We start from the raw sequence: 24548 nt of genomic DNA, 5'->3' as shown, positions 1-24548 counted from the left end.
ATGAGCCTCTTTTGATAGGTTCATACCATTTTTTTTAATACAAAATTATGCAGTACAACGATTGTTTTCAATTAGGACACATCACCCGTACCCACGGCACGCGCGGTGAGGTGGTCATTTTTCTGGATGTTGATTTTCCAGAAGATTACGACGAACTGGATTCGGTGTTTGTAGAAATAAAAGGACAGCTTGTCCCTTATTTTATCAAAAACATCAACGTTCAGAAGGGCAGTAAGGCCATCGTGAAGTTTGAGGATATTAATTCCATCGAAGCCGCTATGCCGCTGATTAACTGCGCGTTGTTTCTGCCCGAAGAGACCTTGGATGAGTTGGACGGAAGCCAATTCTATTACCACGAAATCATTGGATTTAAAGTGGTGGATGAAAAATTGGGCGCGCTCGGAACCGTCACGACGGTATATACGATGTCAACCCAGGACTTGATCGCGATGAGTTATAACGGAAATGAAGTACTGATTCCTGTCAATGATGACATTGTTTTGAGAGTGGATCGTGAACAAAAAAACCTGCATGTAGCGTTGCCCGAAGGATTGTTGGAAGTATACACCGAAGAAACCACCACGCCCGAAGACGGACAGGAAGACGAACAAGAATAATTATGCGCATTGATATCATCACTTGTTTGCCGCGTTTGTTGGATAGCTTTTTTGCTCATTCTATCCTAAAACGCGCCCAAGACGCCAACCACGCACAGGTACACGTACACGACCTGCGCGATTATTCAACCAACAAACAGCGTCAGGTGGATGATTATGCCTTTGGCGGGGGGGCAGGCATGGTGTTGATGATTGAACCGATTGCCAAATGTATCCGTCAGTTACAGGCAGAACGCACGTACGACGAAGTCATTTACATGACTCCCGACGGGGAACGCTATGAGCAAAAAATGGCCAATCGGCTGTCGATGACCCAGAACCTTATCATTTTGTGTGGACATTACAAAGGCGTCGATGAGCGTCTTCGTGAACACTTCATTACCAAAGAAATCAGCATTGGCGACTATGTACTATCGGGAGGAGAGCTTGCCGCCTGCGTCGTTGCTGATTCCATTATTCGGCTTATTCCAGGGGTATTAAATGACGAAACTTCGGCCCTAACGGATTCATTTCAGGATAATTTACTGGCCCCACCGGTATATACCCGCCCTGCCGAATTTGAGGGTTGGAAAGTCCCCGACATTCTTCTTTCGGGCCATGAGGCCAAAATTTCAGATTGGCGTTTTCAACAATCTCTGGAGCGCACCCGCACCCGTAGGCCCGATTTATTAGATTGAACTTTTAGCAGGGGTTAACTCCGATTTTCTTGGTTACCACCCCATCTCATTAATAATATCAGACGCAATAAGCGCGGGTTGCGTGCATTTTTGTGCGGCGCGGTCGCCTGCATTGCCGTGCTGAAATACGCCAAAAATAGCCGCATCGGCGGGAGGCATTCCTTGAGCGAGTAAGCCCGTAATAATTCCCGTCAATACATCCCCGCTGCCACCCGTTGCCATGCCTGGGTTGCCAGTCGAATTAAAATGAACGCTTCCATTGGGCAATGCTACTGCGGTATGAGCGCCTTTCAGACAGACGATGAGTTGATGTTTTTGGGCAAATGCGCGCAACAGGGCTATTTTTTCAAAATCATCTTTCCATTGCTCATTCAGCAACCTTTGAAACTCCTTGGGATGTGGGGTTAAGATGGAATTTTTTGGTATAAAATGCAGTAAATCAGGGTGTTTGCTGAGCAAATTAAGGGCGTCTGCGTCCAAAACAATGGGCGAAGAAAGGGAACTTAAAAGCCCCTGTAACATCAAGAGTGTTTGTGGGTCCTGCCCCAATCCTGGGCCAATTCCGATGGCGGAATAAGGTTCAATATCAGGAACCGTTGTATTGACCATCCAATGCCAGTCGGGTAGGACCATGGCTTCGGGGAGGCTTGTTTGAAGAATGTCGTAACCACAACGCGGTGCCTGTACCGTCAGGAGTCCAGCCCCCGAGCGGAGACAGGCCTTTGCTGACAGAACAATCGAGCCCATTTTGCCGTAACTCCCGCCAATCAACAAAGCGTGCCCAAAAGAACCTTTGTGCGAATACTTTTTACGGGCTTTAATAAGGGGCGAAAGGGTAGCGGCCGTTGTGTAAAAATAAGGCGTTGGCGTTTGGGCTTCGTAGCTTTCTGAAAGGCCAATCGAAACAAGATGCCATTCGCCGACGTACTCGGCGCATTGAGGCTGAAAAAAAGCCAATTTTGGGCACTGAAAAGCAACCGTGTAGGCAGGCTTGATGATGACGTCTGAGGGGGCATTGGGAGTATCGGCAAAAAGACCACTAGCGATGTCGACAGAAATAGTCGTTGCTTCCGAATCATTGACTTGCTGAATGACTTTGGCGATGAGTCCCGTGGCGGGTCGGGACAGGCCCGAACCCAACAGCGCATCAATGACAAAAGAGTTGGGGGAAAAGGTTGGAATTTCTGCCTCCTGTTCAATCCATTGAATGGTGGTTTGTGGATGAAGTCGTTGCAGATTTTGGGCAAAATCGGGTGTGCCCCTTTCGGTATGTTTTACAATGTAGACCCTAACAGCGTAACATTTTTGAATCAATATTCGGGCGATGGCCAAACCATCTCCTCCATTATTGCCCATTCCACAGATGATATTGACCGGGCGCTGATCATCAAAGTGGGCACAAAACCACTTTATAAACGCAACGGAGGCACGTTCCATTAAATCAATGGAATGAATGGGCTCGTGAGCATTGGTAAATGCATCCCATGCACGTATTTGATTTACGGAAAAGACTTTCATTGCTCGTTGTTTAACTGAGTTCTAATCCATCCAATTCTTCGTACATCGAGTTGTTGCTGATGAATTCTGGCACAATTGTTTTTAAGTGCGTAACCATCAGGGCTTTGTCGCCTTCTCTGAGCGCTTTTCGTAGGTCTTGGAGTGAGGCCGTAATTTCGGTAAAAGGGGAAGAATATACCTTTGCAATCTGAATTTTGGGGTGGTAGGTGGCAACGGTGCGCTCTTTGTCGCTCAGTAGCTCTTCGTAAAGTTTCTCGCCAGGCCGCAGGCCAGTATACGTGATTTGGATGTCTTTCTCAAGGCGTAAACCGGAGAGCTTAATCATTTTTTGGGCTAAGTCGGCAATTCTAACGGGTTCTCCCATGTCAAATACGAAAATTTCGCCGCCTTTGCCCATGCTTCCCGCTTCCAACACCAATTGACAGGCTTCGGGGATGGTCATAAAATAGCGGATAACATCGGGGTGGGTGACGGTAATTGGCCCGCCTGCCTGAATTTGTTTCTGAAACAGCGGAACCACCGAACCGTTGGAGCCGAGTACATTTCCAAAACGGGTGGTGATAAAACGCGTACTGTTGGGGAAACGATTGTTGAGACTTTGAACGTATAATTCGGCCAAACGTTTGGTTGCGCCCATAACATTGGTGGGGTTTACCGCCTTGTCGGTCGAAATCATAACAAATTTATTGACGCCCGTTTCGACGGCCAAATCTGCCAGAATTTTTGTTCCGAAAACATTTACTTTAATCGCCTCGTATGGATGGTCTTCCATCAGCGGAACGTGCTTGTAAGCGGCCGCGTGAAAAACAAAATGAGGATGATACTGACTAAAAATATGCCGCATCCGGATTTCATCCGTTGCGTCAGCTACTTGTAAAATAACCCTTGTTCCGTCGCCTAAATATTTTCTAAATTGTTGCTTCAATTCATTATCCAAATCATAAAGCCCCGATTCGGATTGGTCGAGTAAAATGAGGGTTTTGGGCTGAAAACGAATCAGTTGACGAATGATTTCACTCCCAATAGAGCCCGCCGCGCCCGTTACCAACGCCACTCTTCCAGCCAATTGGCGACTTATGTTTTGGTTATCAATCTGAATCGGATCGCGTTCGAGCAAATCTTCGATGCGGATATTCCGAATTTCTTCCGTTTTTAGTTGATAATCACCCAGTTTGTCATAAATAGAGGGGGCTACTTTGACGATGATGTCCTGCTTTAAAAAACGCTCAATGATTTGGTTTTTACGCTGTGGTTTAATGTCGTTGATGGCCAAAATCACTTCAATATCTTCTGGATTATGGCCTTCGATGAACTGATTGACGGCGTCTGATTCGGAATAAACCACGACTCCCTCAAGTGATTTAAAGCTTAATGACGGATTGTCATCAATGAATCCGAGGATGTTATATTTTTTGTGGCGGTTGCGGAGTAGGGTGTTTTTGATTAAAATTCCCAGCTCTCCCGCACCATAAATCAGAACGTTTACTTTTTCTCCTGGGGCATTGACAATCAGTGTTTTATAAATATTTTTTACCAATAAACGACTCGCAATCATCAAAAACAATGAGATGAAATACTCAATGCTAAGGATGGAAATTGGAATGTAAAAAAGATTATTGTCGGTAGTGCGAGACAAGGCCACCGAGATTATCAGGGTCAACAGACTACTTATTGTAATGGCCTTAAAAATCAGGGACGTATCAGCAATGCTGGTGTGGCGAACAATACCCGTGTACGACCGAAAATAGAAGAAAAAAATGATTCTGTTGGCCAGCAAAACCAACAGGTAGTATTTATAGAGCGACCAGTTTACGGCAGATATTTCGAGGTTGAATCGGAGGGTACAGGCAATAAAAAAAGCCACAATAACGACTGCTATATCAATGGCTAATATCAAATGTCGTGATACGAAGCGGGTAGAATATCTAGTCAGTAAATGCTCAATCATTGGATGTAAAACTGCAATTTTACTTGAAATAGGGTAAAATTTATTTGTCAAAGTTAAAAAAACATTTCAAAACTGTACTATAGTTCTTTGCCTTTTTAGGATTTAAGCAAGTCTTGCAGGGCCGCTGAAACGGATTCAAATGAGTAGGTAAAATCGGTTGTTTTTGCAATTCTATCGTTAACTACGTAATTGCTTCCGAGTACTACATCTGCCATTTGGCCAAACAAAATTTTTAAAGCGAAAGAAGGAACGTTTGGAAGCCATAGGGGGCGTTTCAATACTGCGGCTATTTGACTTGTTAAGTCTTCATTCGTCACAGGAGTTGGGGCTACTGCATTGTAAATACCGCTCCATTTTTCATTCTCTAGGGCTTCAATGTACATTTTACATAAATCCTCAATGTGAATCCATGAAACCCATTGCTTGCCGCTACCAAGCGGTGAGCCGACTCCCCAGCGAATGGGGGCGGCGATTTTTGGCAATGCGCCTCCTTGCGTACTCAACACTACACCCACCCGCAATTTAGTGGTTCTGATGCCTACATTATGGATGAGCTCAGAGGCGTTTTCCCACGACCGAGTTACATGAGATAAAAAATCTGTGCCAGAGTGGGTTTCTTCCGTTAAACGAATATCGCCAGTATTTGCCCCGTAAAAACCCGTTGCTGAAGAAGATACAAAGGCTTTTAACTTATAGGGACGTCCTTGCAAATGACGGGCAATGAGCTCAATGCTTTGGGTACGACTCGTGATGATTTCTTGTTGCCGCGCGGGCGTCCAACGTTGGTCGGCAATTCCTGCTCCCGCCAAGTGAATCAAATAATCAGCTTTGGCCAAGGCCTCTTCCTCAATTATTCCTTTGGCAACGTCCCATTTATACACCTTCACATGGGTGACCGGTTCTTTTTTGCGACTTAGGTAAGAGACTTCATACCCCTTTTCCAGTAAAAGTGTGGTAAGGCGGCTTCCAATCATTCCGGTGCCTCCCGTAATTAAAACAGTTTTTGACATCTTGTGCCTTTTTTACATGAGTTGAAAAGAGTACTAACCTATAAACTAAATATACGCTCAAAAAGTGGTTCAGACCCGAAAAAAATACCGTGAAATAAGCGCGGGACTTGCATTGGAGGTCTTATTCTCACGTAATTGATGAAATAAAAAGCATGAATATTTTGAGCAGGTATAGTGTTAGTATATTGTTTTAAACTGTAATTGATTATTATAGAGTGCTTTGAGGGTAGTTGTATTGTTTTTTCTTTTTGTAAAAAATAATTGTAGGACATATTTTTTCGCCATTTATATAGTTTGGCATTATCCTTGTTTAATTCGTTGTATAATATAATAGAGTAGGGTAATTTGGCATTAGCCTCACTTCTTTGGAGTGAGGCCATGTTTTTTTATGGGGAGGAAGTAATTAGAGCGAACTTTTAAAATAAGTTAGTTTGTTGCTAATTATGGACTTAACAGCCTTCTTATGTCATTTAGACTCATTTCTGATTATCAACCCACGGGAGACCAACCGCAGGCCATTGCCAAATTAGTAGAAGGAATACGCGAGGGAGAGCGGGCCCAAACCCTGTTGGGGGTAACGGGTTCGGGAAAAACCTTTACCGTAGCCAATGTGGTAGCCCAATTGGACCGACCGACCTTGGTGTTGAGCCACAATAAAACCCTTGCTGCTCAGCTGTACGGAGAATTCAAACAGTTTTTTCCCGATAATGCCGTCGAATACTTTATCAGTTACTACGACTACTACCAGCCAGAAGCGTACATTTCAACCACTAATACCTACATCGAGAAAGACATGGCTATCAATCAGGAGATTGATAAGTTACGTCTCTCTACGGTTTCGTCTTTGATGTCGGGGCGGCGTGATGTGCTTGTGGTGGCGTCGGTGTCGTGTATTTATGGCGCAGGTAATCCCGAAGAATACCGAAAAAGTATATTGCGCGTTGGGGTGGGTGAAATCATGAGTCGAAATCAGTTTTTGTTTCGATTGGTTGAAATTCTTTACAGCCGCACCGAGGCAGAGTTTGCCCGGGGAAATTTTAGGGTTAAAGGAGATACCGTTGATATTTATCCCAGCTACGCTGATTTTGCGTATCGCGTTATATTCTTTGGTGATGAGATTGAGGAAATTCAACGCATTAATCCCACCAACGGCAAGAAAATTTCGTCCGAAAAAATGGTGGCTATTTTTCCCGCCAATTTATTTGTGACGGGTCGAGAGGTGCTGTTGAACGCCATTCACGAAATTCAGGATGATTTGGTGGCTCAAGTGCGCTATTTTGAGTTGGAAGGCCGACACATGGAGGCCCAGCGCATCAGGGAGCGTACGGAGTTTGATATGGAAATGATGCGCGAACTTGGGTACTGCTCGGGCATCGAAAACTATTCGCGCTACTTTGACCGTCGTAAGCCTGGCGAACGCCCTTTTTGTTTGATTGATTATTTCCCAGAAGATTTTCTGCTCGTGGTGGACGAAAGCCACGTGACCATGCCCCAAATCAGGGCCATGTGGGGCGGCGACCGCTCGCGCAAAGAATCTTTGGTCGACTTTGGATTTCGATTGCCAAGCGCGTTAGACAATCGTCCACTTACTTTTCAGGAATTTGAAGAATTGGCCGGACAGTCGGTGTTTGTAAGTGCGACCCCCGCTGATTACGAATTGCGCCGAACGGACGGCGTGGTGGTAGAGCAGATTATTCGACCAACGGGACTGCTTGACCCCGAGATTGAAGTGCGGCCGAGCATCAACCAAATTGATGATTTGTTGGAAGAAATTGATAAGAGAGTCAAACGAAACGAACGTGTATTGGTGACAACGCTCACCAAACGAATGGCTGAAGAATTGAGCAAATATTTGGAACGCGTGGGAGTGAAGGGACGCTACATTCACTCCGAGGTAAAAACCCTCGAACGGGTTGAAATCCTGCGGGATTTGCGCTTGGGAGCGTTTGATGTGTTGGTCGGCGTAAACCTACTGCGCGAAGGGCTAGACCTGCCTGAAGTATCTTTGGTGGCTATTATGGATGCCGACAAAGAAGGGTTTCTTCGTGATATTCGTTCGTTGATTCAGACCATTGGCCGCGCGGCGCGGAACGAAAACGGTAAAGTGCTGATGTATGCCGACCGGATGACGGGCTCGATGCAAAAAGCGATTGACGAAACCAACCGCCGTCGGGCCATTCAATTGGCTTATAATGAAGAGCACGGCATCACACCCAAGACCATCTTCAAGAGCCGAGAAGCCATCATGGAGCAGACTTCGGTGGCGGATTCCAGAGGGGCTGGAAAACGGTTTTATGTGGAGCCAGACGAGATTCGTATTGCGGCCGACCCCGTTATTCAATATTTGGGCAAGCCTGAAATTGAAAAACTGATTGCCGAAACCCAGCGTAAGATGGAAATTGCGGCCAAAGAACTCAACTTTTTGGAGGCAGCCCGTTATCGTGACGAGATGTTGCAGCTAAGAGAAAAATTGAAGAACTAATATTTCGAACTTACGATTCCCCGATGTCACCTAACGCCGCTTTCGCACTAACGATGGTTGTTTCAGCCGCTGATATTGACGAACTTAATCACGTCAATAACGCCGTTTATCTGCAATACGTGCAAGAAGCAGCCATGAGCCATTGGCAGCATGTAGCCTCGAAAGCCCTTCAAGATGAGGTAGTTTGGATGGTGCGGCGTCATGAAATAGATTATTTGCGGCAGGCCGTACTGGGAGATACCCTCCTCATCAAAACGTGGGTAGGCCAATACACCGCCGCCACTTGGGACCGGCATTACGAGATTTATCGGGTCAGTGATAATCGGTTATTGGTCAAGGCCATGAGCGTTTGGGTGCCGCTCGACCGCAAAACCCACCGCATCAAACGAATCGAAGGGGCGCTGTTAGATTGCTTTTTGGGGTGAGGTGAGTGCATTGTATTTGCACCCCTGAAATTTCTTTATGAACTTTCGGCAAAATACAAGGGTATATGCCGAAATATGAAGTAGAAATTACGCAATATGCAGAAAGACAATTTAAGAAAATAGACCAGAAGCATTGGAATAACCTGCGTGAGGCAATTGTGGCATGTAGGAGAAGACCCTCGACCCTTTGGATATAAAAAGCTGAAAGGAAGAGAGGCGTATCGAATTCGAACGGGTGACTACCGGGTGATTTATGAGATTTTTGACAAAAAACTTATTGTACAGGTAATAGAGATTGGACACCGCCGGGAAATTTACGATTGAGGGGTTGCCAATTCTTTGATAAAATGTTCGAAAGTTCGTTTTTGCCCAGCATTTTTTTTAGCTCGGTCGTATGCTTTGATTTCTGCTAATTCTTCTAATTCATGCATTAATTTTTGATATTGTTTCATGGTTAAAAAAACACCCGTTTTTTTTTCCTTTTCGTCTGTAATAAATTGTACACTGCTCATAATGTAGGCGTATTCTAGACAAAGATAAGTAGAGTTATTACATAAAAGTATGATAAATCCTGAAATTCTCCACCCCGAACTCTTGTTTCAAACCGCACGCAGCGGAGGAAAAGGCGGGCAGAATGTAAATAAAGTCGAAACAAAAGTTGAGTTGCGTTTCGACGTCGCCAACTCATTGCTTTTGTCGGAAGAAGAAAAAGCCGTTTTATTGGAAAAACTTGCCAACAAATTGACCAACGAAGGCGTATTGGTGCTGTATCATCAAACCGAACGTTCGCAGTTGGGCAATAAAGAAAAAGTGGTGAAGAAGTTTGACGCCCTGATTCGCAAGAGTTTTGAAAAGCCCAAGCCGCGCAAAGCCTCCAAACCCACGGCCGCGTCCAAAGAAAAACGATTGCAGACCAAACAGCGCGACGCTGAAGTAAAAGCCATGCGTCGGAAAATATCGGAATAAATGATGAGTGATTTTAATTTTGAAGTACAGCCGTTAACGGATATTTTACGAATAAAACGCCTTGGTTATCAGACGTATTTGCCGCACTATACGCATCTGTGGTACAACACCGAGGGCATAGATTGGTACTTGCATAAATGTTTTAATGAAACACAACTCGCCCTTGATTTAGCCAATCCTGATGTATCTTATTTTTGTATTCGGGTCAACGGGGAAGATGCCGGTCTGCTCAAACTCGTCAAGAATAAAGCGCCGCTTGACCAAAACCCCCAGCAGTGTCTTTATCTTGAAAAAATCTATTTCCTAAAATCATATACGGGCTTGGGGTTGGGCCAGAAAACCATGCGTTGGGTATTTGAAAAAGCCCGCCAATCCCACTTTGAGCAAGTTTGGTTGATGGCGATGGACTCTTCGCAAAAAGCCATTGAAAGTTACAAAAAAGCGGGATTTTCGCTGCTTGCGCCTTCCCGACTCGACGACATTGAGTTTAGTCGTTTGAAATCAGAACTTCGGGGAATGGTGATTCTTGCCAAAAAAATATAGCAAACTTTTTTTAGCAGATTTTTTGTGGAATTTATTTCACAACTCATAGGGGAAATTTTTACCTCTTTTTACTCAAAGGAAGAGCGATAGCGGCTTGACAAGGTGGTTGGGCATTCATCAGATGACCGCGTGGGTTTGGGGTATACTAAACAAAAACTTATCTTGCGGCATGGATATTCGTGATTACATTCGTTTAGCAATTTCAGAGGATGTGGGCGACGGCGACCACACTTCTCTTTCTACCATCCCCCGCGACGCTGAGCGCCGCGCCCGACTATTGGTCAAAGAAGACGGCATTGTGGCGGGAGTCGAGGTCGCCAAAATCATTTTTGAAGAGGTTGATCCGTTGTTGCAGGTGGAACTTTTGATGCACGACGGACAGGCCATTCAAAAAGGAGATATTGTTTTGACCGTTAGCGGCGATGCACAGGCTATTTTAAAGGCGGAGCGCTTGGTACTCAATACGATGCAACGTATGAGCGGCATAGCCACTTATACACGTTCGCTCGTAAATATGTTGGATGGATTGCCAACCAAACTCCTTGATACCCGTAAAACCACCCCTAATTTTCGGATTTTTGAGAAAATGGCCGTGAAAATCGGGGGAGCGGTCAATCACCGGTACGCGCTTTATGACATGATTTTAATCAAAGACAATCATGTGGACTATGCGGGGGGCATTGAGGCGGCCATTACGCAAGCCAATGATTATCTGGCTCGTACGGGACGAAAACTGCAAATCGAAATTGAAGTACGAAGCCTCGCCGAACTCGAAGAAGCCCTGCGAGTGGGACGAATTCAGCGCATTATGCTCGATAATTTTAGCCTCGAAAACCTCCGTACTGCCGTAGAGCGGGTAGGAGGGAAGTACCCTACCGAAGCCTCGGGTGGTATCCGGGAAGATACGATTCGCGCCGTTGCCGAAACGGGCGTTGATTACATTTCATGCGGCGCACTTACCCATCAAATTAAAAGCCTTGACTTGAGCCTAAAGGCGTATTGATTGGTATTCATATAACCTAAAGAGGGAGGATTTTATCAAGACTTATTGATAAGAATCCTCCCTCTTTGACTTTATGTTGGAGGGAATATATTTTCCTTGAATTGAAAGAAAAAGAATATAATAAGCTGAAATTCAGGTCGATAGTTTGGAGTTTAGTGAAAAATAATGCCTACTGGTTGATTGGAAAGCTAAGTCCGACGTAGAGCATTTTGGAGCGTAATCGAAAACGTCTATTGTCGTCTACGAGAATATTGTTTGTTTTATATTCGCTCACTGCTAGTAGGTAACTCACCTTGACTGCAACTCGTTCTGTAATACGCAAACGGGCAAATAACTCACTGTTTAGCGTGCCTTTTACATGGTCTTGGGGAAGTTGAATCGCCAAGCCAGTGGGGCGAGCTTCTTGGTACGTTCGGTGGAGATTTAAAGAATCTACTTTATTGAAACCCGACGAACCCAAATAAAAGCCGGAACGGCGAGAGCCAAGTGCTAAGCCTAAAATGTCGGCGTTGGCACCTAGGTCCAATCGGTTGAATAACGATAATTGAAAACCTACATTGAAATTAAAGGAGGTGATGGATGTTTTGAGTTGAAGTGTATCAATATTCTTCATAATTATAGGCGCATTGATGGCCAATCCAGACTTTCCCCGGGTTAGTTCTGATGGGGCAGTTGTGTAGTCTAACGTATTGGTTTTCAGATGAGAACCTCTCACTCCCCAACCTACTTGGAAAATGCCTTTTCTATCCAGTTTGAGGTATTGATTATAAAGAAAACCGATATTTAATGACTTATCTTTCCAAGCAACTCCCACATCCATTCTGGTTTGGATTGGATTAAACAACTGAGCGTATGATGTTTTAGAAAAAAATGACAAATAAAGATATACTAATAAGGATAAAAATGCTTTAAATCTCATTTTAGGGCTAATTTTGGTGGATTTGATAATAACTTAATGCGCAAAAGAATATGTTTATTATTGAATCTCAAAAGTTTGATGAGTTATTTTTTGTAAAAAACTAAAAAAGCCGGAGGCAACTGCCTCCGGCTTTTTTTTCTAACCTAACCTATGAGAAAAAATCTTGCATCATTGAGATGCCGATTCAACCAAACCCGTTACAAATGTCGTGCCTGAGGCTGAAATATTTTAGCGTAGAAATACCTGTTTTTCAAAAAATACAAATTTAGTTTCTTCAATTATCCAACGGTTTGCATATCTATTACCCCTTCTTTAGCTTGCGGCATTGTTTCACTTTTTTAATCCCTTTTACCAACATGCCAAAAATTGCAGGACGCTTTTTTTCAAAAGCAGAAATCGACAAGTACCGTGGCGAATTCAAAAAAAAACATCAGCCCTTAGCCCACGAGCCCAAAAATCCAGATGAAAACCGACAGGCAGAATACTTTAGCCGCGAGATTTTACAACAACTCCTCGACACTGGCTGCGACGGCCTGCGTATTTACTACGGTGTAGCTCCCGAAACCAACGGAGAAATTGATCCCGCAGGCACAGCCATGATGCGCCGCCTGTTTTTGGTGCCCGTAAAGATTGACGAAAAAGGCAACGGACGAGATTTTCAGTTTAAAGCTATCAAAAGTGCTTCGGGTGAGAAGGATGGAACCCCAGGAGATGGCGGTGCTGGAGGGGGCTATCCGTGTCCTGGTTTTTGTAATCCATAAATTTTAAGAGAATGTTTAAAATTGCCGTTGCTGCTGATTTTAGTGCTGTTATTCCAATAATAATAATGCTTATAAATGGAAGGTTAAAATTGGATATTACTCAAAAACTTATATGTAGCTTTGCGATAATAATATTTCTTAAAAACGCACTAACTTATATAATGGGTGAGTTAAGTATCCATAATATGTACATTTATAACTGGTGTAATCTAATTCAAGGTATTATTTTAACTATTATATACACTATTTTATTTAAGAATAGTACATTCAAACTATTTGCTATTTTCGGAATAACAGTTTCTGTAATCATATCATTGATTGATTATCAATCCCTTTTTGATGTTGCAACGGGAAACTTTAATCGCTTTTCATATAATACTATTGGGTGTTTAGTGATTATTTTGACTCTTCTCTATTTTTATCAACTTATTCAATATCTGCAAGTTCCCACGCTTACTAAATATTCTTATTTTTGGTTTAGCACGGGTGCATTGTTGTATTTCGCAGGTACTATTTTTTCTTATTTGTTTATGGAAGTCACTTTTAACAGTACCATTCAAATGCGGCAGCAGTACTGGATGATTGATGCCATATTGGCCATTATTTTTAATATTTTTATCAGCTTTTCCATTTGGTACATGAAGCCCGGGAAAACCGTTTGATAATTTTAGCTGAAACGAGTATTCATCGTCGGCGAGGTTTTGTTAATTATAATGCAACCTTGCCGACGTTTAATCTCACACCGTGCCGAGTCATTCGCTCGGTTTTTTTGTGCCGTTAACTAAAAAAATAAAGCGTCCCGAGTTTTTCTACGTATTTTTGAGCGGCTCATATTACAGTCATCTAGCCCGGATATGGAATATCCCTATGTCATTATTATCGGGACGGGCATCATGCTGATTATGGCAATGTTCATTGTGCTGTTTGTGATGTATTATCAACGCAAGCAGATTGAACAACAGATGCGCGTCAAAGACATGGAAGCCGAATTTCAACGTAAGCTTCTGGAGGTTTCTATGGCCTCAACCGAAGCCGAGCGCCGCCGCATCGCCCAAGATTTGCACGATGATATTGGGGCGTTGTTGTCGGTTACAAAGTTGACATTCAATGCTTTATACGGGCAGCTGGGTTCCAAAGACCAAGCCGAGCGGCTCGCCAAGCAGGTACGAGAAGCCCTCGACGAAACCATCAGCCACGTGCGGCGCATCAGTCGCGAACTCGTGCCTACTACGCTGGAGCGCTTTGGGCTGCCGGCAGCGTTGCAGGAATTTGCGGCCAAAAGCATCGGCAGCCATACGGTTCGGATTACGTTTGGCTACTCGGGAGACGAAAATATACGTCTGGAGCCGAAAGTAGAACTGATGCTGTACCGGGTGGCGCAGGAACTTATCAACAACGCGCTCAAACATTCAGGCGGAACCAACGTTCACGTTCAGCTGTCGTTGCCGCCCGAAACTTTTGGCTTGGTTGTGGAAGACAACGGCCACGGGTTTAATTTGCAGGAGGCCCACACGCGTCCTTCGCCGGGGTTGGGGCTAGACAGCATTGAAGGGCGGTTGCGGGTTATCAACGGAAAGATTAACTACGAAACTGGCCCCCAAAAAGGTTGTCGGGCGGTGGTAGAACTTAGGCAGTTGGTGCTGTTTGAGAAAGCAAAAAAACGAGACGTAGAAAAAGCATAATAAGACGACGGTAGCAGATAAATACAAAGTGTAAAAATCGGATGGAAAAGATTAAACTCGTAATAGCAGATGATCATAACCTTTTCAGAAAAGGGATGACGGCTATGTTGAATCAAATCGGTGATTTTGAGTTGATTGGGGAGGCCGCCAATGGCAAAGAATTGTTGGATTTGCTGGCCCGCGTCACGCCCGACATTGCCCTGCTGGACCTTCAGATGCCCGTAATGGATGGGGTCGAAACGACCGAGCACATTCAGTCGCAGTTTCCGCACGTCAAGGTGATTATCGTTTCCATGCACGAAGAAGACCGTTTCATTATTCACCTGCTTGAAAAGGGCGTCAACGGCTATCTCCTGAAAGACTCTGAGCCGGGAGAAGTCGAAAACGCCATTCGCCGCGTGATGTCCGATGGTTTTTATTACAGCGATTTTGTATCCAAAGCCCTGCACCGAAAAGTAATCACGCGGGCTACGCCTCCGGCGCCGCTGTTTAACAGCAAAGTGCAAATCTCTCCGCGCGAAATGGAAGTATTACAACTGCTCTGCGAAGGACTTTCAACGTTAGAAATCAGCGAGAAGCTATTCGTGAGCCCCCGTACTGTGGAAGGCCACCGGTTGCGGTTGCTAGAAAAAACGGGCACCAAAAATACGGCGGGGCTGGTGGCATACGCGTTCAAAAACGATTTGCTTTAGCCCCAGCAAAGACGCTATCCAATGGCTTCGTTGAGGTCGGGAAGGCGTCCGAGTTGGTGCAGATTGGCAATGTGTGAGCGCAAAGCCACCCCAAACGACGGATTTTCTAAATAGGGAATCCCAAATTCTTCGGCGGTTTCTTTGACAATCGGAGCCAATTCTGGGTAGTGAACGTGCGCAATTTTGGGGAAAAGGTGGTGCTCTACCTGAAAATTCAACCCGCCTACGTACCACGAAAGCCATTTGTTATGGCGCGAAAAATTGACGGTCGTATTCAACTGGTGAATGGCCCAATCGTTTTCGATGATGCCTTTTTCGTTAGGAAGCGGATGACTCGTTCCTTCTACCGCGTGGGCAAGTTGAAATACCGTGGTTAGAATCACGCCGCCTACAAAGTGCATCACCAAAAATCCAAGGATTACTTCGCCCAATGGCAAATGAAATACCAACGTGGGTACGCCGATAATAATGGCAAAATAGATGACTTTTACCAGCGTGATTCTGAGCAACGTCATGGCATTTTCTGCTTTGGTTCCCTTATTTACGCCGCTTCTGGTGAAGCCAATAAACTGAATATAGTCTTTGGCCAACACCCAATACAGCGTTAAAATTCCGTAGAAAAAAAAGGCATATACCCACTGAAGCTGATGGAAGGATTTGACGGGTGTGTGGGGCGAAAATTTTAGCACCAACTTATCATTGATGTCCTCATCGACGTGAACCACGTTGGTGTACATGTGGTGTAACACATTGTGTTGCAGGTTCCAATTGAAGGTAGAACCACCCAGCATATTGAGGTAAATATTACCAATCCAGTAGTTTGTTTTGGGGTTTTCTGAATACGCACCGTGGTTGGCGTCGTGCATTACGCTCATTCCCAGCCCCGCTAATCCCAGCCCCATAATAAACCACAGCGCAAGGCTGATGCCAAGGGGAGGTTGCAACCACAACAAAACGATAAAAGGAAGTAGATACATTGCCGTCAGAACGGCTGTTTTTATAATCAGCGTGCTGTTGGCGTTTTTTGAGAGTTGGCGGTCCTGAAAATAGGCATCGACTCTTTTCTTTAACGTAGGGAAGAATTGGTTTTTGTCTTTGTTTACGAATCTAATTTGTGTTTTTTGTTTCACTTTTCATAAGGTTAGGTGAACTGACTGGCATAAGTGGTGTAAAAATAAAGACGACAGGCTAAAATTTCTAACGATTAATAAAATAGACCTTTAGAATTCGGTGAAATGTCATTGTTATTTGTAACATTGCGGACTAAATTGTGTTCGTAATGTCAAATGCTAACATTGTAAGATTGGTAATTTTAACTGGTAAAAAAATGAAAAAGATTTTTTTGATTGCAACTCTGAGCGTTTTTTGGGGGTATACTTGCGAAGCACAGACCGTTTTGCCTGATAAGCGTGAAATTGATAAATCAAGTTTTGAAGGCTTATATGTAACGACAAAAATCGAAGAAAAGTATCTTGGTAAATATTGGGAAGACTACCTCAAACAGTACGGCAAGGTAAGCAGCTCACGGGGCGGGGTGTACCGGGCACCGAGTGCGAGTATCTCAAGTATTTCATCTTCGCCCATCAATTTGGCGAGTCAGGTGAGTTCCAAAAAGGGGCTCTCTCAGGTGTTTATTTACCTCGATTTGGGCAATGGCTCGTACGTGACGCAGGGCACCAAAGGATACGCCGAAGCCGAAACGTTTCTGAAAAAATTTGCCGAAGATGCCATTCTCTACGACGACGCCCGGGTAGCCGAAGAAGCCATGAAAGAATCTGAAAAGAACTTTAGCAAACTGACGCGCAAAGGCGAAAGTCTTAAAAAAGACATTGAAAAAACCGAAAAAGAACTCGCTTCTTTGCGTAAAGACCTAGAAGTGAACGTAAAAGACGTAGCAACTTCTCAGACGGATTTGGAAACAAAGAAAAAGACGTTTGAAGACGCAAAAGCCAAAGTCCCTACCAAACAATAAATCTTGGGTTATTCTTTGTAAAAAACGCGTTTGACTCGCTCACTGATGCCCGTCAAAAGTTCGTAAGAAATGGTCCCGATTTGATCTGCCAATTGTACGATTGGCAGGTCATTCCCAAAAATAATGACTTCATCGCCTTCCTGAACCGTAACGCCCGTTGCGTCTACCATGGTCATGTCCATGCACACATTGCCCACTACCGGGCACAAAGCGCCGTTGATAAGTACTTTGCCGACTCCCTTGCTAAAACGGCGGTCAAAGCCGTCGGCGTAGCCAATGGCAATGGTCGCGATGGAGGAGGCTTTTTCTAATATTCCGTTGCGGCTGTAGCCGATTGTCTCGCCCGCGGGGAGGTGTTTCACCTGAGAAACCACGGTTTTGAAGGTGCCGATTTGCTGCAAGGCCCGTTGTTCTAGCCGATTTACTTCGACCCCATAGAGTCCGATTCCCAACCGCACCATATCCAGTTTATAATCGGGAAACCGCACGATGCCCGCCGAATTGAGAATATGGCGAAGCGGTCGATAACCCAACGCCTGTTCAAGCAGTGCGGCCCCCGAAACAAAACGCTCGTACTGTAAACGGGTAAATTCATTATGAATGGCTTCATCTGCTCCCGCCAAGTGGCTGAAAACTGAAGCGACTTTTAAGGTCGGAGATTGTTGTAATTTATGAATGAGCAACGGTAAATCGACTTCCGTAAAACCCAGCCGGTGCATGCCTGTATCGAGCTTGATGTGAATCAGCACCTCCTGCGTTTCTTCTTTAATTTCCTCTTCCGTGGTTGGGCCTGAATGCTGAAAACTTAGCCATTCGTCCAAGATTTTGTGGCTATAAATCTCAGGTTCGAGTTGATATTCAATGAGTTTTTCAAACGTAGATGGCGATGGATTCATGACCATAATGGGCAGTTCGATGCCATTTTGGCGCAGTTGAACCCCTTCATCGGTGTAGGCCACGGCCAAATAATCAACCCGGTGAAACTGCAATAATTGCGCTACCTCGGCGCTGCCGCTGCCGTAAGCAAACGCCTTGACCATGACCATAATGCGCGTGTCGTTGCCGACGCGATTTCGGTAAAAGTTAAGGTTATGCGTGAGGGCATCTAAGTTGATTTCCAATACAGTACCGTGTACTTTTTGCTGTAAACGATGCACAATCCGTTCAAACTGAAAGGGCCGGGCTCCTTTGATAAGTACCAACGAATCTCGGAAGGAGTGGGTAGATAATTTGGCAAGAAAGTCATTGGTGGTGGTAAAATATTGGGCTTCCACCTGTATGAATTGGGCATTTCGTTCAAAGGCTTCGCCGATAGCAATGAGTTTTTGAACACCTTTTTCGTGCAATAAAGTGTTGATTTGCGTGTACAGTTCGTCTTCTTTTTGGCCTGTTTGCAGCAAATCAGACAAAATCGCCACTTTTTGGGTACGCTGTTCTTGTTGGCTCAAAAAATTGAGCGCAATCGTCAATCCTACAAGGTCGTTGTTGTAGGTATCATCAATTAAATAGCAATTATTAATCCCTTCCTTCAGCTCGAGACGCATTGAAATGGGGCGTAAACGACCTATTCGTTGCCTGATTTCGGCCGATGGAATGCCCAGCGTAAGCAGTAGAATCAAGCAATGTATGGCGTTTTCGACCGATGCTTCGTCGGTAAAAGGAACGGCAAAAAGTTGGTTGTCGTAGGTTTCAATGGCTGATTTTAGCACCACGTAGGTTTGTTCGGTATCTTGGTGCCACTCGGCCTGAATCAAGCAGTTTTCGCCTGAACCCCAGCTGATTAGCTCGCATTTTGGATTAACAGATTTTAAAATAAGGTTAATCTCTTCGTCAATATCGGTGTAATCGGCGCGATAAATGAGTTGTTGGCATTGGGTAAAAAGACGCAGCTTTTCGGTTACTTTTTGTTTCCGACTTCTAAAACCTTCGTCGTGCGCAGAACCGATGTTGGTGAAAATGCCAATGCTGGGCTGTATGATTTCCTGAAGCGCCTTCATTTCGTGAATCTGCGAAATCCCCGCTTCAAAAATCCCCAAGGAATGGGTATCATTCATTTGCCATACCGAGAGCGGCACGCCGATTTGTGAGTTATAGCTTTTAGGGCTTTTTACGGTTCGATAATCGGCACTGAGGAGTTGCCCAAGCCATTCTTTGACGATGGTTTTGCCGTTGCTGCCCGTAATGCCAATGACTGGTATGTCGAATTGAGCGCGGTGACGTTTTGCCACGTCTTGCAACGCTTTTAAACTGTTTTCAACGCTCCAAATTCGGGCGTTTTCAAAAGACTCAATGGTGGATAAGAGCTTATCGTCGAGGCTTTTTTGTTCAATCACAAATTGGCGAACGCCTTTTTTGTACAGTTCGGCTACAAATTGATGACCGTCGTGGCGGGCGCCGTTGATGGCAAAAAAAATCGTTTGTTGTGGAAAAACCAACTGCCTGCTGTCGGTGAGCAAATAAGCGGCGTTGGTATCAATCGGGGTATTTTGAAAAATCGTGGCGGTCATTTTAATTCTAAAATTTCCGCCAAAAATAATGTTTCTGGTCGAAGTTATTCGCTTTATTCTCAGAATGTCATGAAGAACAACTTTGACAAATAGCCTTTTTAAGCATTGCTTTTACTTTCCAAAAGGTCCCATTTATTGCCGTACAAATCCTGAAATACCACCACCCATCCGTACAACTCCGAGCGTGGTTCTTCCAAAAATACAACCCCTTGTGCTTTCATATTTTTGTAGGTTTGCCAAAAGTCATCGGTGTATAAAAAGAGGAATACACGCCCACCAGTTTGGTTTCCAATGTGTTGTTTTTGCTCATCGGTAGCGGCTTTGGCCAGCAGTAAGCCAGCGCCTTGGGCATCAGAAGGGGCAACGATTACCCAGCGTTTTTCGGGTGTGAGCTGGATGTCTTCAAGGAGGGTAAAACCTAATTTTTGGGTATAGAAAAAGATGGCTTCGTCGTAGTCGTTGACCAATAATGTAAGATGTCCGATTCTCATGGGTATAGTGGTGGAGCTTGTTGTTCTATTACCGCAATCGTCCATGAAAAGGGTCAACGGTAAGACTGTGCGAAGCTAAAAAAACTTCGCACAGTGCTCCATTTTCTAACCTTGTTTTTTAAAATCCTGACTGTCGCGCGTGTTTTTCTGCACGGCGATGGCGCCAAACATACTCAGCAAAAAAGCGAAGGCATAGAAGCCCTTTTCGCTGGGCAGCATGGTGGCATTCCAAAGCCCGACGGCCAAAAGCGTAACGGCCAAAATGGTGGAAAACCAACTGATGCCGTAGTAAATATCGGTGACGGGGACACCCTCCAAACGGTCGCGGACGCATTTTTGCACCGAAACGGCGGAGAATAATCCGTACATAAGAATTGTAAAATAATATCCTTTTTCGTTAAGTAGCATCTCAGCTCTCCAAAGACCGATGAGATACCCTAACATTCCTGCGCCCAATGCCACCCAAGAGGCACCGATAAAAGCACTTGACGGTTTTTGATACATGGCTGTTGTCATTTTGTTTTTTCTTTACGTAAAATTCGTGGGACGAAGTTTGAAGAAAAACTTAAAATGCCCAACTAAACGCCTGATTTTCTGACGTTCTACTTATTTTAAGGTCTATTCTGAAAATATACCTTAAAATACAATTGCCCCAAACGGTAGGATTGAGAAGATGAGAAGGAGGACGGGGCTACGGATTTATTTTTTTTAGCACCACCGAAAGTTCGTAACTATCTTTAATAGACTGCTTTTCTTCGGCGGTCAGAACGATGTCGCGGTTGAATTTTCGGCCTTCAAAACGCACTTTTACGGGTTTGGAAGTGGAGTCGGCAATGGCTTGAATAATGCCATTGTCGCCTGTTTCGCGGTAGTATACATTTTCCCAAAAGGTATCGCCTGCGTATTGCTGCTTATTGTTTTTATTGTAGGATTCAATTTTTGGACTGCTTAAATACAGACTTCCCACTTTTACTTTGATATGGTTGTGAAAAATCCAATCATTCCCGTAAAATTGCGACTCTAAGTAGATAAATCCATCTTCGCGGACGTGGGCTTTTAGGGTTTTGCGTCCAGCGGCTTTTTTGCCAAAATTCTTGTGTGTATACCAGCCTTTATCCTGAAAGTCATCTTTTGCAAAAGTGAAATTGTCGGCCATTTTGGCAAACTTTTTCTTATAAAAAGCTCTTTCAGCAGCGCGCTCGGCGGTGATATTGGGCGCTTTGATCGAAGCGGTGGTGTCAATTAGGGCTGCATCTTTGTTGTCTGATTCAACCGCTGCGGTGTCGGCCGCGGAATCAGCGGGTGAGGAAGGGATGTATATGCTCCTAACAACCAATAGAATACATACGGCAACTGAAATAACAATAATGGTGATGACCGACGAATTTATTAAGTTTTTTGGGCGAGGTTTTGAGTTTTTCATGTTGATTACCTGCATATCTATTGAATGAAATCAGTGAAACTGTCGTCACTCAGTAGCCAAACGTTTTGTGTTTGTTTAATTACAAAAGTAAAGAATCTAAAAACACAATGCGGAGAAAGTTATCAAAATGAAAGAGAAGGGTTTTTGTGCGCTACATATTACCTTGTATTTATCGTTGAAGAATGACCACCCCTCGGTATTCATGAATCGAATTGTCGTTGCGAATCTTGTAACGAAATACATAAGGATAGGAACCTTCTGGCGAAAGTGTGCCATCTACTTGCCCATCCCAGCCCGGGCTTTCGTTTTCATTTCTTTTGATAAGTTGACCCCATCGGTTATAGATGTCCAAGCAAACGGGTTGACCGCTGGCAACAAACAGGGAGAAAACATCATTGATGCCGTCTCCGTTGGGAGTGAAGGCATCGGGAGCATAGACGTGCGGAGGGCAATAGGCGTTGATGCTGATGGTTCGGGTAGCGGTGCAACCCAGTGAATTTGTTATTTTTACCTTGTAAACTCCCAATGCCGAAATGGTAATTACAGGCGTAGTTTCTGCCGAATGTAGCCAGTGATAGGTTAAATCTTTGTCAAGTCCACCCGCTTCAATTTCCTTGTCCAAACATACGGTTTCATTTGCTTTTATTTGGGGTAAAGGATGGATAATAACCTTGACAGAATCAACGGTTTCGCATACCGATTGCCTTGTAGTTAAGGTGTATGTGCCTGACTTAGTGGGTTTAATCGTTCGGGCATTTTCCCCCGAGGACCAGCGGTAGGAGACGGGGTTTGGGGCATTGGTGATGGTGGGTGATAATTCGATGGGGTCGCCTTCGCAAAGGGTGATGTTGCTGCCCAAGGTTACTTTTTGCAATTCGACAACATTGATGGAGCGCGACGAGCTACAGCCTTGGGGAGTGGTAACCCTAACATGATAGCTACCTGCTTTATCAACGACCAATGATGCGTTTTTGGAGGGATTGGGAGCCCAATCATACATCAGACTTTCGTCGTTTGCCCCTGCCTGAAGTTCCAATGTGGCCGCCGAAAGGCAAAAACTTTCATTGTTTTTTATGGTGGGTGATTGGTGAATAATAACATTGACGGTGTCTTTGGTCACGCACTGCGTTTGCTTGTTTTCTACGAAAACAATGTATTGCCCGCTTTGGCGTACGGTTATTTTGTGGGCACTGACGGTCGAATTGTCGAGGAGTTTCCACCGGTATGTATCCCAATTTGGGCTGATGGGGGCATTAAGTGTCACGGTGTCGCAGGAGACAAGCGAGTTTTTTTCAAGTTTGTAGGATTGCGTAGGCGGAAATACGACACGAAGTTCTTTCTGAACAAAACAAGAAGTGTTATCTGAATAAAACATTTTCAACCGATAGGTTTGAACGCCATAGCCTGCAATCGTCAATGTATCTTGCGATTCCTGTTCACTTGGAATATCATTGCCTACCCATTGAAATGGTGCATTGGCGTTGGCTTTCAGCAATACGTTGTTGCAATTGGCGATGGTAAATTCAGGATTTGCATTTAAAAATTCAACATCAAGTTCCTCGGAGCTGATAGTATCGTTGTGGCAACTGCCTATTTCATTTATAATGACCTGATAGCTACCATATTGAGTTAGTGCAAGGCTGGTTTGGGTAGCTTTTTGGATTGGTTTTCCATCCAAAAACCACTGATAATGCCAATTGCCGACGTTGGGAGCGATGTCGGCCTTCAAAGTAATATCCTTGCAAGTTTTTCCTATAGTTCGGGATATAAAAACTCTTGGTTGAACATTGAAAGGCGCAGAAATGAAATTAGGAAGGCCAATTCCGCTTTTTTTGCCACCTAAACTAACCCCATCTCTGACAAATCCGCACTCCGTGCCTTTGAGGTTTGGATTGTTGATGACAGCCAGATGATTGTGTCCGTTGATGGCTACATAAATTTTATTGTCAGGCCCCAGTTGTAACGCGCCGAAGTAGGAATCCGCGATTTTTCCGATTGATGTCTTTGATTGCAGTACAGCCGAAGCCGAACCAGCCGTGAGGTCAAACTGATAGATTTGTTTTCCATCCACAAGGGTTCCCGCCATGTAGAGATAGCGGTTGTCGGCCGAAAACTCCAACCCATACGTGGGGTGAAATTCAGGATGACGTATCAGCATTGGATTTGATAAGACGCCCGTATTTGGGTTAAAATCAAAGAGTTCAAACGAATCACTGAACAGTGCAACGGCGATTTTTTGGCCATTGGGAGAAGCTTTTAAATGCCCCGCTGGGCCTTTTCGGGCACCAATTTTACTTTCAACGAATTTACGATTCAGGCCTTCATTTGTCAATTTAAATGCTTTGAATGAATTGGTACCCAGTTCATTTGCTAAAATCCAATAATCTATAGAATTACAATGTTTAATAACCGTCAATCCTTCTGATGAGTTGGTTAAGAGGACATTGTTTTTAGAAACAAGGCCTCCTAATCCTTCATTTAATTGCATATCTACAATAGCATATTGCAATGTTTTCTCGCCTCCCGAAAAATCAATCGAAAAAACATAGTAAATGTTGTTCTCTTCGGGCAGCGGAACGATAGTCGACGATTGGGTAGTGGAACTGTGCCCCCCCAAATCTACGGCTCCAGGCATGACCAGGTGTTTTTTGTTCCGGATTGTGCTTCCATCGGTATAAAACAACAAATTTCCTTCGTTGTCGCTGATATTTGCGCAGCCTTCCCACGTGCTTATAACTCCCCCTGATAATGGCTGTGGTGCGCCATTGCTAAAGCTGATTCCAGCATTGTACCCAAAATACCAGTTAGCTGCCCACTTTTTAGGTTGGGCAATTAAGAAAGAGGTACTCAGAAGAAAAAAATAGGGGATAAAAAATATCCCTTTCAGCATATTGTGAAAGGTCTATTAGTGT

At 44.4% G+C, this 24548-nt stretch carries 24 protein-coding genes; 13 read left to right on the top strand and 11 right to left on the bottom strand.

Annotated elements, in window-relative coordinates; genetic code table 11:
• The first annotated feature begins 47 nt into the window (after window positions 1-47).
• Together rimM and trmD are read left to right on the top strand one after the other, a co-directional pair.
• Window positions 48-617 carry a ribosome maturation factor RimM gene (gene rimM, locus DVG78_RS11080; RefSeq protein WP_114461140.1) on the top strand — a complete coding sequence of 190 codons (570 nt, stop codon included), beginning with the start codon at window positions 48-50 and terminating at the stop codon, window positions 615-617.
• A gap of 2 nt (window positions 618-619) precedes the next feature.
• Window positions 620-1294 (top strand): tRNA (guanosine(37)-N1)-methyltransferase TrmD, encoded by a 675-nt coding sequence (trmD, locus tag DVG78_RS11075; protein WP_114461139.1) that lies wholly within the window; start codon window positions 620-622, stop codon window positions 1292-1294.
• A 33-nt stretch (window positions 1295-1327) separates the two neighbouring features.
• Here the strand turns inward: trmD and DVG78_RS11070 are convergent, their stop codons facing one another.
• The 3 genes from DVG78_RS11070 to DVG78_RS11060 form a co-directional block, all read right to left on the bottom strand.
• Window positions 1328-2812, bottom strand: coding sequence for an NAD(P)H-hydrate dehydratase (locus DVG78_RS11070; RefSeq protein ID WP_114461138.1), 1485 nt, complete (start codon window positions 2810-2812; stop codon window positions 1328-1330).
• A gap of 10 nt (window positions 2813-2822) precedes the next feature.
• Window positions 2823-4760: a polysaccharide biosynthesis protein gene (locus DVG78_RS11065; RefSeq protein ID WP_114461137.1), complete on the bottom strand. Its 1938-nt coding sequence runs from the start codon at window positions 4758-4760 to the stop codon at window positions 2823-2825.
• 95 nt (window positions 4761-4855) lie between these two features.
• Window positions 4856-5770: a TIGR01777 family oxidoreductase gene (locus tag DVG78_RS11060; RefSeq protein ID WP_114461136.1), complete on the bottom strand. Its 915-nt coding sequence runs from the start codon at window positions 5768-5770 to the stop codon at window positions 4856-4858.
• Window positions 5771-6233: 463 nt separating this feature from the next.
• On the opposite strand from DVG78_RS11060, the gene uvrB reads away from it, so the two are divergent.
• From uvrB to DVG78_RS30220, 3 genes are all read left to right on the top strand, one after another.
• Complete coding sequence (gene uvrB, locus DVG78_RS11050) at window positions 6234-8252, top strand: excinuclease ABC subunit UvrB (RefSeq protein ID WP_114461134.1); 2019 nt, start codon at window positions 6234-6236, stop codon at window positions 8250-8252.
• Window positions 8253-8275: 23 nt separating this feature from the next.
• Window positions 8276-8677: an acyl-CoA thioesterase gene (locus DVG78_RS11045; protein WP_114461133.1), complete on the top strand. Its 402-nt coding sequence runs from the start codon at window positions 8276-8278 to the stop codon at window positions 8675-8677.
• A gap of 156 nt (window positions 8678-8833) precedes the next feature.
• Complete coding sequence (locus tag DVG78_RS30220; protein WP_199563232.1) at window positions 8834-9001, top strand: type II toxin-antitoxin system RelE family toxin; 168 nt, start codon at window positions 8834-8836, stop codon at window positions 8999-9001.
• Here DVG78_RS30220 and DVG78_RS11035 read toward each other — a convergent pair.
• Window positions 8992-9129, bottom strand: coding sequence for a hypothetical protein (locus DVG78_RS11035; RefSeq protein WP_199563231.1), 138 nt, complete (start codon window positions 9127-9129; stop codon window positions 8992-8994). The two genes, DVG78_RS30220 and DVG78_RS11035, sit on opposite strands and share 10 nt — an antisense overlap.
• Window positions 9130-9238: 109 nt before the next feature.
• Here DVG78_RS11035 and arfB point away from each other — a divergent pair, with 109 nt between their 5' ends.
• The 3 genes from arfB (at window position 9239) to nadC (ending at window position 11189) form a co-directional block, all read left to right on the top strand.
• Entirely contained in the window at window positions 9239-9643 is a 405-nt protein-coding gene (arfB, locus tag DVG78_RS11030) for an alternative ribosome rescue aminoacyl-tRNA hydrolase ArfB (RefSeq protein WP_114461131.1), read from the top strand.
• Window positions 9644-10186, top strand: coding sequence for a GNAT family N-acetyltransferase (locus tag DVG78_RS11025; protein ID WP_114461130.1), 543 nt, complete (start codon window positions 9644-9646; stop codon window positions 10184-10186).
• 169 nt (window positions 10187-10355) lie between these two features.
• Window positions 10356-11189, top strand: coding sequence for a carboxylating nicotinate-nucleotide diphosphorylase (nadC, locus tag DVG78_RS11020; protein ID WP_114461129.1), 834 nt, complete (start codon window positions 10356-10358; stop codon window positions 11187-11189).
• Window positions 11190-11358: 169 nt separating this feature from the next.
• Here the strand turns inward: nadC and DVG78_RS11015 are convergent, their stop codons facing one another.
• The gene (locus DVG78_RS11015) at window positions 11359-12009 is read right to left on the bottom strand and encodes a hypothetical protein (RefSeq protein WP_114461128.1); all 651 of its coding nucleotides are present in this window, start codon (window positions 12007-12009) and stop codon (window positions 11359-11361) included.
• A 455-nt stretch (window positions 12010-12464) separates the two neighbouring features.
• Here DVG78_RS11015 and DVG78_RS11010 point away from each other — a divergent pair, with 455 nt between their 5' ends.
• The 4 genes from DVG78_RS11010 to DVG78_RS10995 all read left to right on the top strand — a co-directional run bounded on the left by DVG78_RS11010 (window position 12465) and on the right by DVG78_RS10995 (window position 15243).
• Window positions 12465-12869 (top strand): hypothetical protein, encoded by a 405-nt coding sequence (locus DVG78_RS11010; RefSeq protein WP_114461127.1) that lies wholly within the window; start codon window positions 12465-12467, stop codon window positions 12867-12869.
• A gap of 11 nt (window positions 12870-12880) precedes the next feature.
• Complete coding sequence (locus tag DVG78_RS11005; RefSeq protein ID WP_114461126.1) at window positions 12881-13531, top strand: hypothetical protein; 651 nt, start codon at window positions 12881-12883, stop codon at window positions 13529-13531.
• A gap of 192 nt (window positions 13532-13723) precedes the next feature.
• Window positions 13724-14551, top strand: a complete 828-nt coding sequence (locus DVG78_RS11000; protein ID WP_114461125.1) for a sensor histidine kinase — start codon at window positions 13724-13726, stop codon at window positions 14549-14551.
• Between the two features lie 41 nt (window positions 14552-14592).
• Window positions 14593-15243, top strand: a complete 651-nt coding sequence (locus tag DVG78_RS10995; protein ID WP_114065349.1) for a response regulator transcription factor — start codon at window positions 14593-14595, stop codon at window positions 15241-15243.
• 14 nt (window positions 15244-15257) lie between these two features.
• Here the strand turns inward: DVG78_RS10995 and DVG78_RS10990 are convergent, their stop codons facing one another.
• Window positions 15258-16373 (bottom strand): fatty acid desaturase family protein, encoded by a 1116-nt coding sequence (locus DVG78_RS10990; RefSeq protein WP_114461124.1) that lies wholly within the window; start codon window positions 16371-16373, stop codon window positions 15258-15260.
• A gap of 197 nt (window positions 16374-16570) precedes the next feature.
• Between DVG78_RS10990 and DVG78_RS10985 the strand changes: the two genes are divergently transcribed.
• The gene (locus DVG78_RS10985; RefSeq protein WP_147277053.1) at window positions 16571-17215 is read left to right on the top strand and encodes a hypothetical protein; all 645 of its coding nucleotides are present in this window, start codon (window positions 16571-16573) and stop codon (window positions 17213-17215) included.
• 8 nt (window positions 17216-17223) lie between these two features.
• Here DVG78_RS10985 and DVG78_RS10980 read toward each other — a convergent pair whose 3' ends face one another.
• The 5 genes from DVG78_RS10980 to DVG78_RS10960 all read right to left on the bottom strand — a co-directional run bounded on the left by DVG78_RS10980 (window position 17224) and on the right by DVG78_RS10960 (window position 24526).
• The gene (locus DVG78_RS10980; protein ID WP_114461122.1) at window positions 17224-19722 is read right to left on the bottom strand and encodes a bifunctional UDP-N-acetylmuramoyl-tripeptide:D-alanyl-D-alanine ligase/alanine racemase; all 2499 of its coding nucleotides are present in this window, start codon (window positions 19720-19722) and stop codon (window positions 17224-17226) included.
• A gap of 98 nt (window positions 19723-19820) precedes the next feature.
• Window positions 19821-20213, bottom strand: a complete 393-nt coding sequence (locus tag DVG78_RS10975; protein WP_114461238.1) for a VOC family protein — start codon at window positions 20211-20213, stop codon at window positions 19821-19823.
• A gap of 105 nt (window positions 20214-20318) precedes the next feature.
• Window positions 20319-20717 carry an inner membrane protein YiaA gene (gene yiaA, locus DVG78_RS10970; RefSeq protein ID WP_114065354.1) on the bottom strand — a complete coding sequence of 133 codons (399 nt, stop codon included), beginning with the start codon at window positions 20715-20717 and terminating at the stop codon, window positions 20319-20321.
• A gap of 187 nt (window positions 20718-20904) precedes the next feature.
• Window positions 20905-21636 (bottom strand): hypothetical protein, encoded by a 732-nt coding sequence (locus DVG78_RS10965; RefSeq protein ID WP_147277052.1) that lies wholly within the window; start codon window positions 21634-21636, stop codon window positions 20905-20907.
• A 169-nt stretch (window positions 21637-21805) separates the two neighbouring features.
• Window positions 21806-24526 (bottom strand): T9SS type B sorting domain-containing protein, encoded by a 2721-nt coding sequence (locus DVG78_RS10960; protein WP_114461120.1) that lies wholly within the window; start codon window positions 24524-24526, stop codon window positions 21806-21808.
• Window positions 24527-24548: the final 22 nt, after the last annotated feature.

The organism is Runella aurantiaca (assembly GCF_003339505.1).
GTDB lineage: Bacteria > Bacteroidota > Bacteroidia > Cytophagales > Spirosomataceae > Runella > Runella aurantiaca.
This window is presented reverse-complemented; position numbering and strand designations above follow the sequence as displayed.

Coding starts and splice junctions, on each gene's coding strand:
- nadC (WP_114461129.1), top strand. CDS start 10,356: ATGGATATTCGTGATTACATTCGTTTAGCAATTTCAGAGGATGTGGGC.
- DVG78_RS11045 (WP_114461133.1), top strand. CDS start 8,276: ATGTCACCTAACGCCGCTTTCGCACTAACGATGGTTGTTTCAGCCGCT.
- DVG78_RS10975 (WP_114461238.1), bottom strand. CDS start 20,213: ATGAGAATCGGACATCTTACATTATTGGTCAACGACTACGACGAAGCC.
- DVG78_RS10995 (WP_114065349.1), top strand. CDS start 14,593: ATGGAAAAGATTAAACTCGTAATAGCAGATGATCATAACCTTTTCAGA.
- DVG78_RS10960 (WP_114461120.1), bottom strand. CDS start 24,526: ATGCTGAAAGGGATATTTTTTATCCCCTATTTTTTTCTTCTGAGTACC.
- DVG78_RS11010 (WP_114461127.1), top strand. CDS start 12,465: ATGCCAAAAATTGCAGGACGCTTTTTTTCAAAAGCAGAAATCGACAAG.
- yiaA (WP_114065354.1), bottom strand. CDS start 20,717: ATGTATCAAAAACCGTCAAGTGCTTTTATCGGTGCCTCTTGGGTGGCA.
- DVG78_RS11000 (WP_114461125.1), top strand. CDS start 13,724: ATGGAATATCCCTATGTCATTATTATCGGGACGGGCATCATGCTGATT.
- DVG78_RS11025 (WP_114461130.1), top strand. CDS start 9,644: ATGATGAGTGATTTTAATTTTGAAGTACAGCCGTTAACGGATATTTTA.
- DVG78_RS11060 (WP_114461136.1), bottom strand. CDS start 5,770: ATGTCAAAAACTGTTTTAATTACGGGAGGCACCGGAATGATTGGAAGC.
- DVG78_RS10980 (WP_114461122.1), bottom strand. CDS start 19,722: ATGACCGCCACGATTTTTCAAAATACCCCGATTGATACCAACGCCGCT.
- uvrB (WP_114461134.1), top strand. CDS start 6,234: ATGTCATTTAGACTCATTTCTGATTATCAACCCACGGGAGACCAACCG.
- arfB (WP_114461131.1), top strand. CDS start 9,239: ATGATAAATCCTGAAATTCTCCACCCCGAACTCTTGTTTCAAACCGCA.
- rimM (WP_114461140.1), top strand. CDS start 48: ATGCAGTACAACGATTGTTTTCAATTAGGACACATCACCCGTACCCAC.
- DVG78_RS10965 (WP_147277052.1), bottom strand. CDS start 21,636: ATGAAAAACTCAAAACCTCGCCCAAAAAACTTAATAAATTCGTCGGTC.
- DVG78_RS11015 (WP_114461128.1), bottom strand. CDS start 12,009: ATGGATGTGGGAGTTGCTTGGAAAGATAAGTCATTAAATATCGGTTTT.
- DVG78_RS11070 (WP_114461138.1), bottom strand. CDS start 2,812: ATGAAAGTCTTTTCCGTAAATCAAATACGTGCATGGGATGCATTTACC.
- DVG78_RS11065 (WP_114461137.1), bottom strand. CDS start 4,760: ATGATTGAGCATTTACTGACTAGATATTCTACCCGCTTCGTATCACGA.
- trmD (WP_114461139.1), top strand. CDS start 620: ATGCGCATTGATATCATCACTTGTTTGCCGCGTTTGTTGGATAGCTTT.
- DVG78_RS11035 (WP_199563231.1), bottom strand. CDS start 9,129: ATGAAACAATATCAAAAATTAATGCATGAATTAGAAGAATTAGCAGAA.
- DVG78_RS10985 (WP_147277053.1), top strand. CDS start 16,571: ATGAAAAAGATTTTTTTGATTGCAACTCTGAGCGTTTTTTGGGGGTAT.
- DVG78_RS11005 (WP_114461126.1), top strand. CDS start 12,881: ATGTTTAAAATTGCCGTTGCTGCTGATTTTAGTGCTGTTATTCCAATA.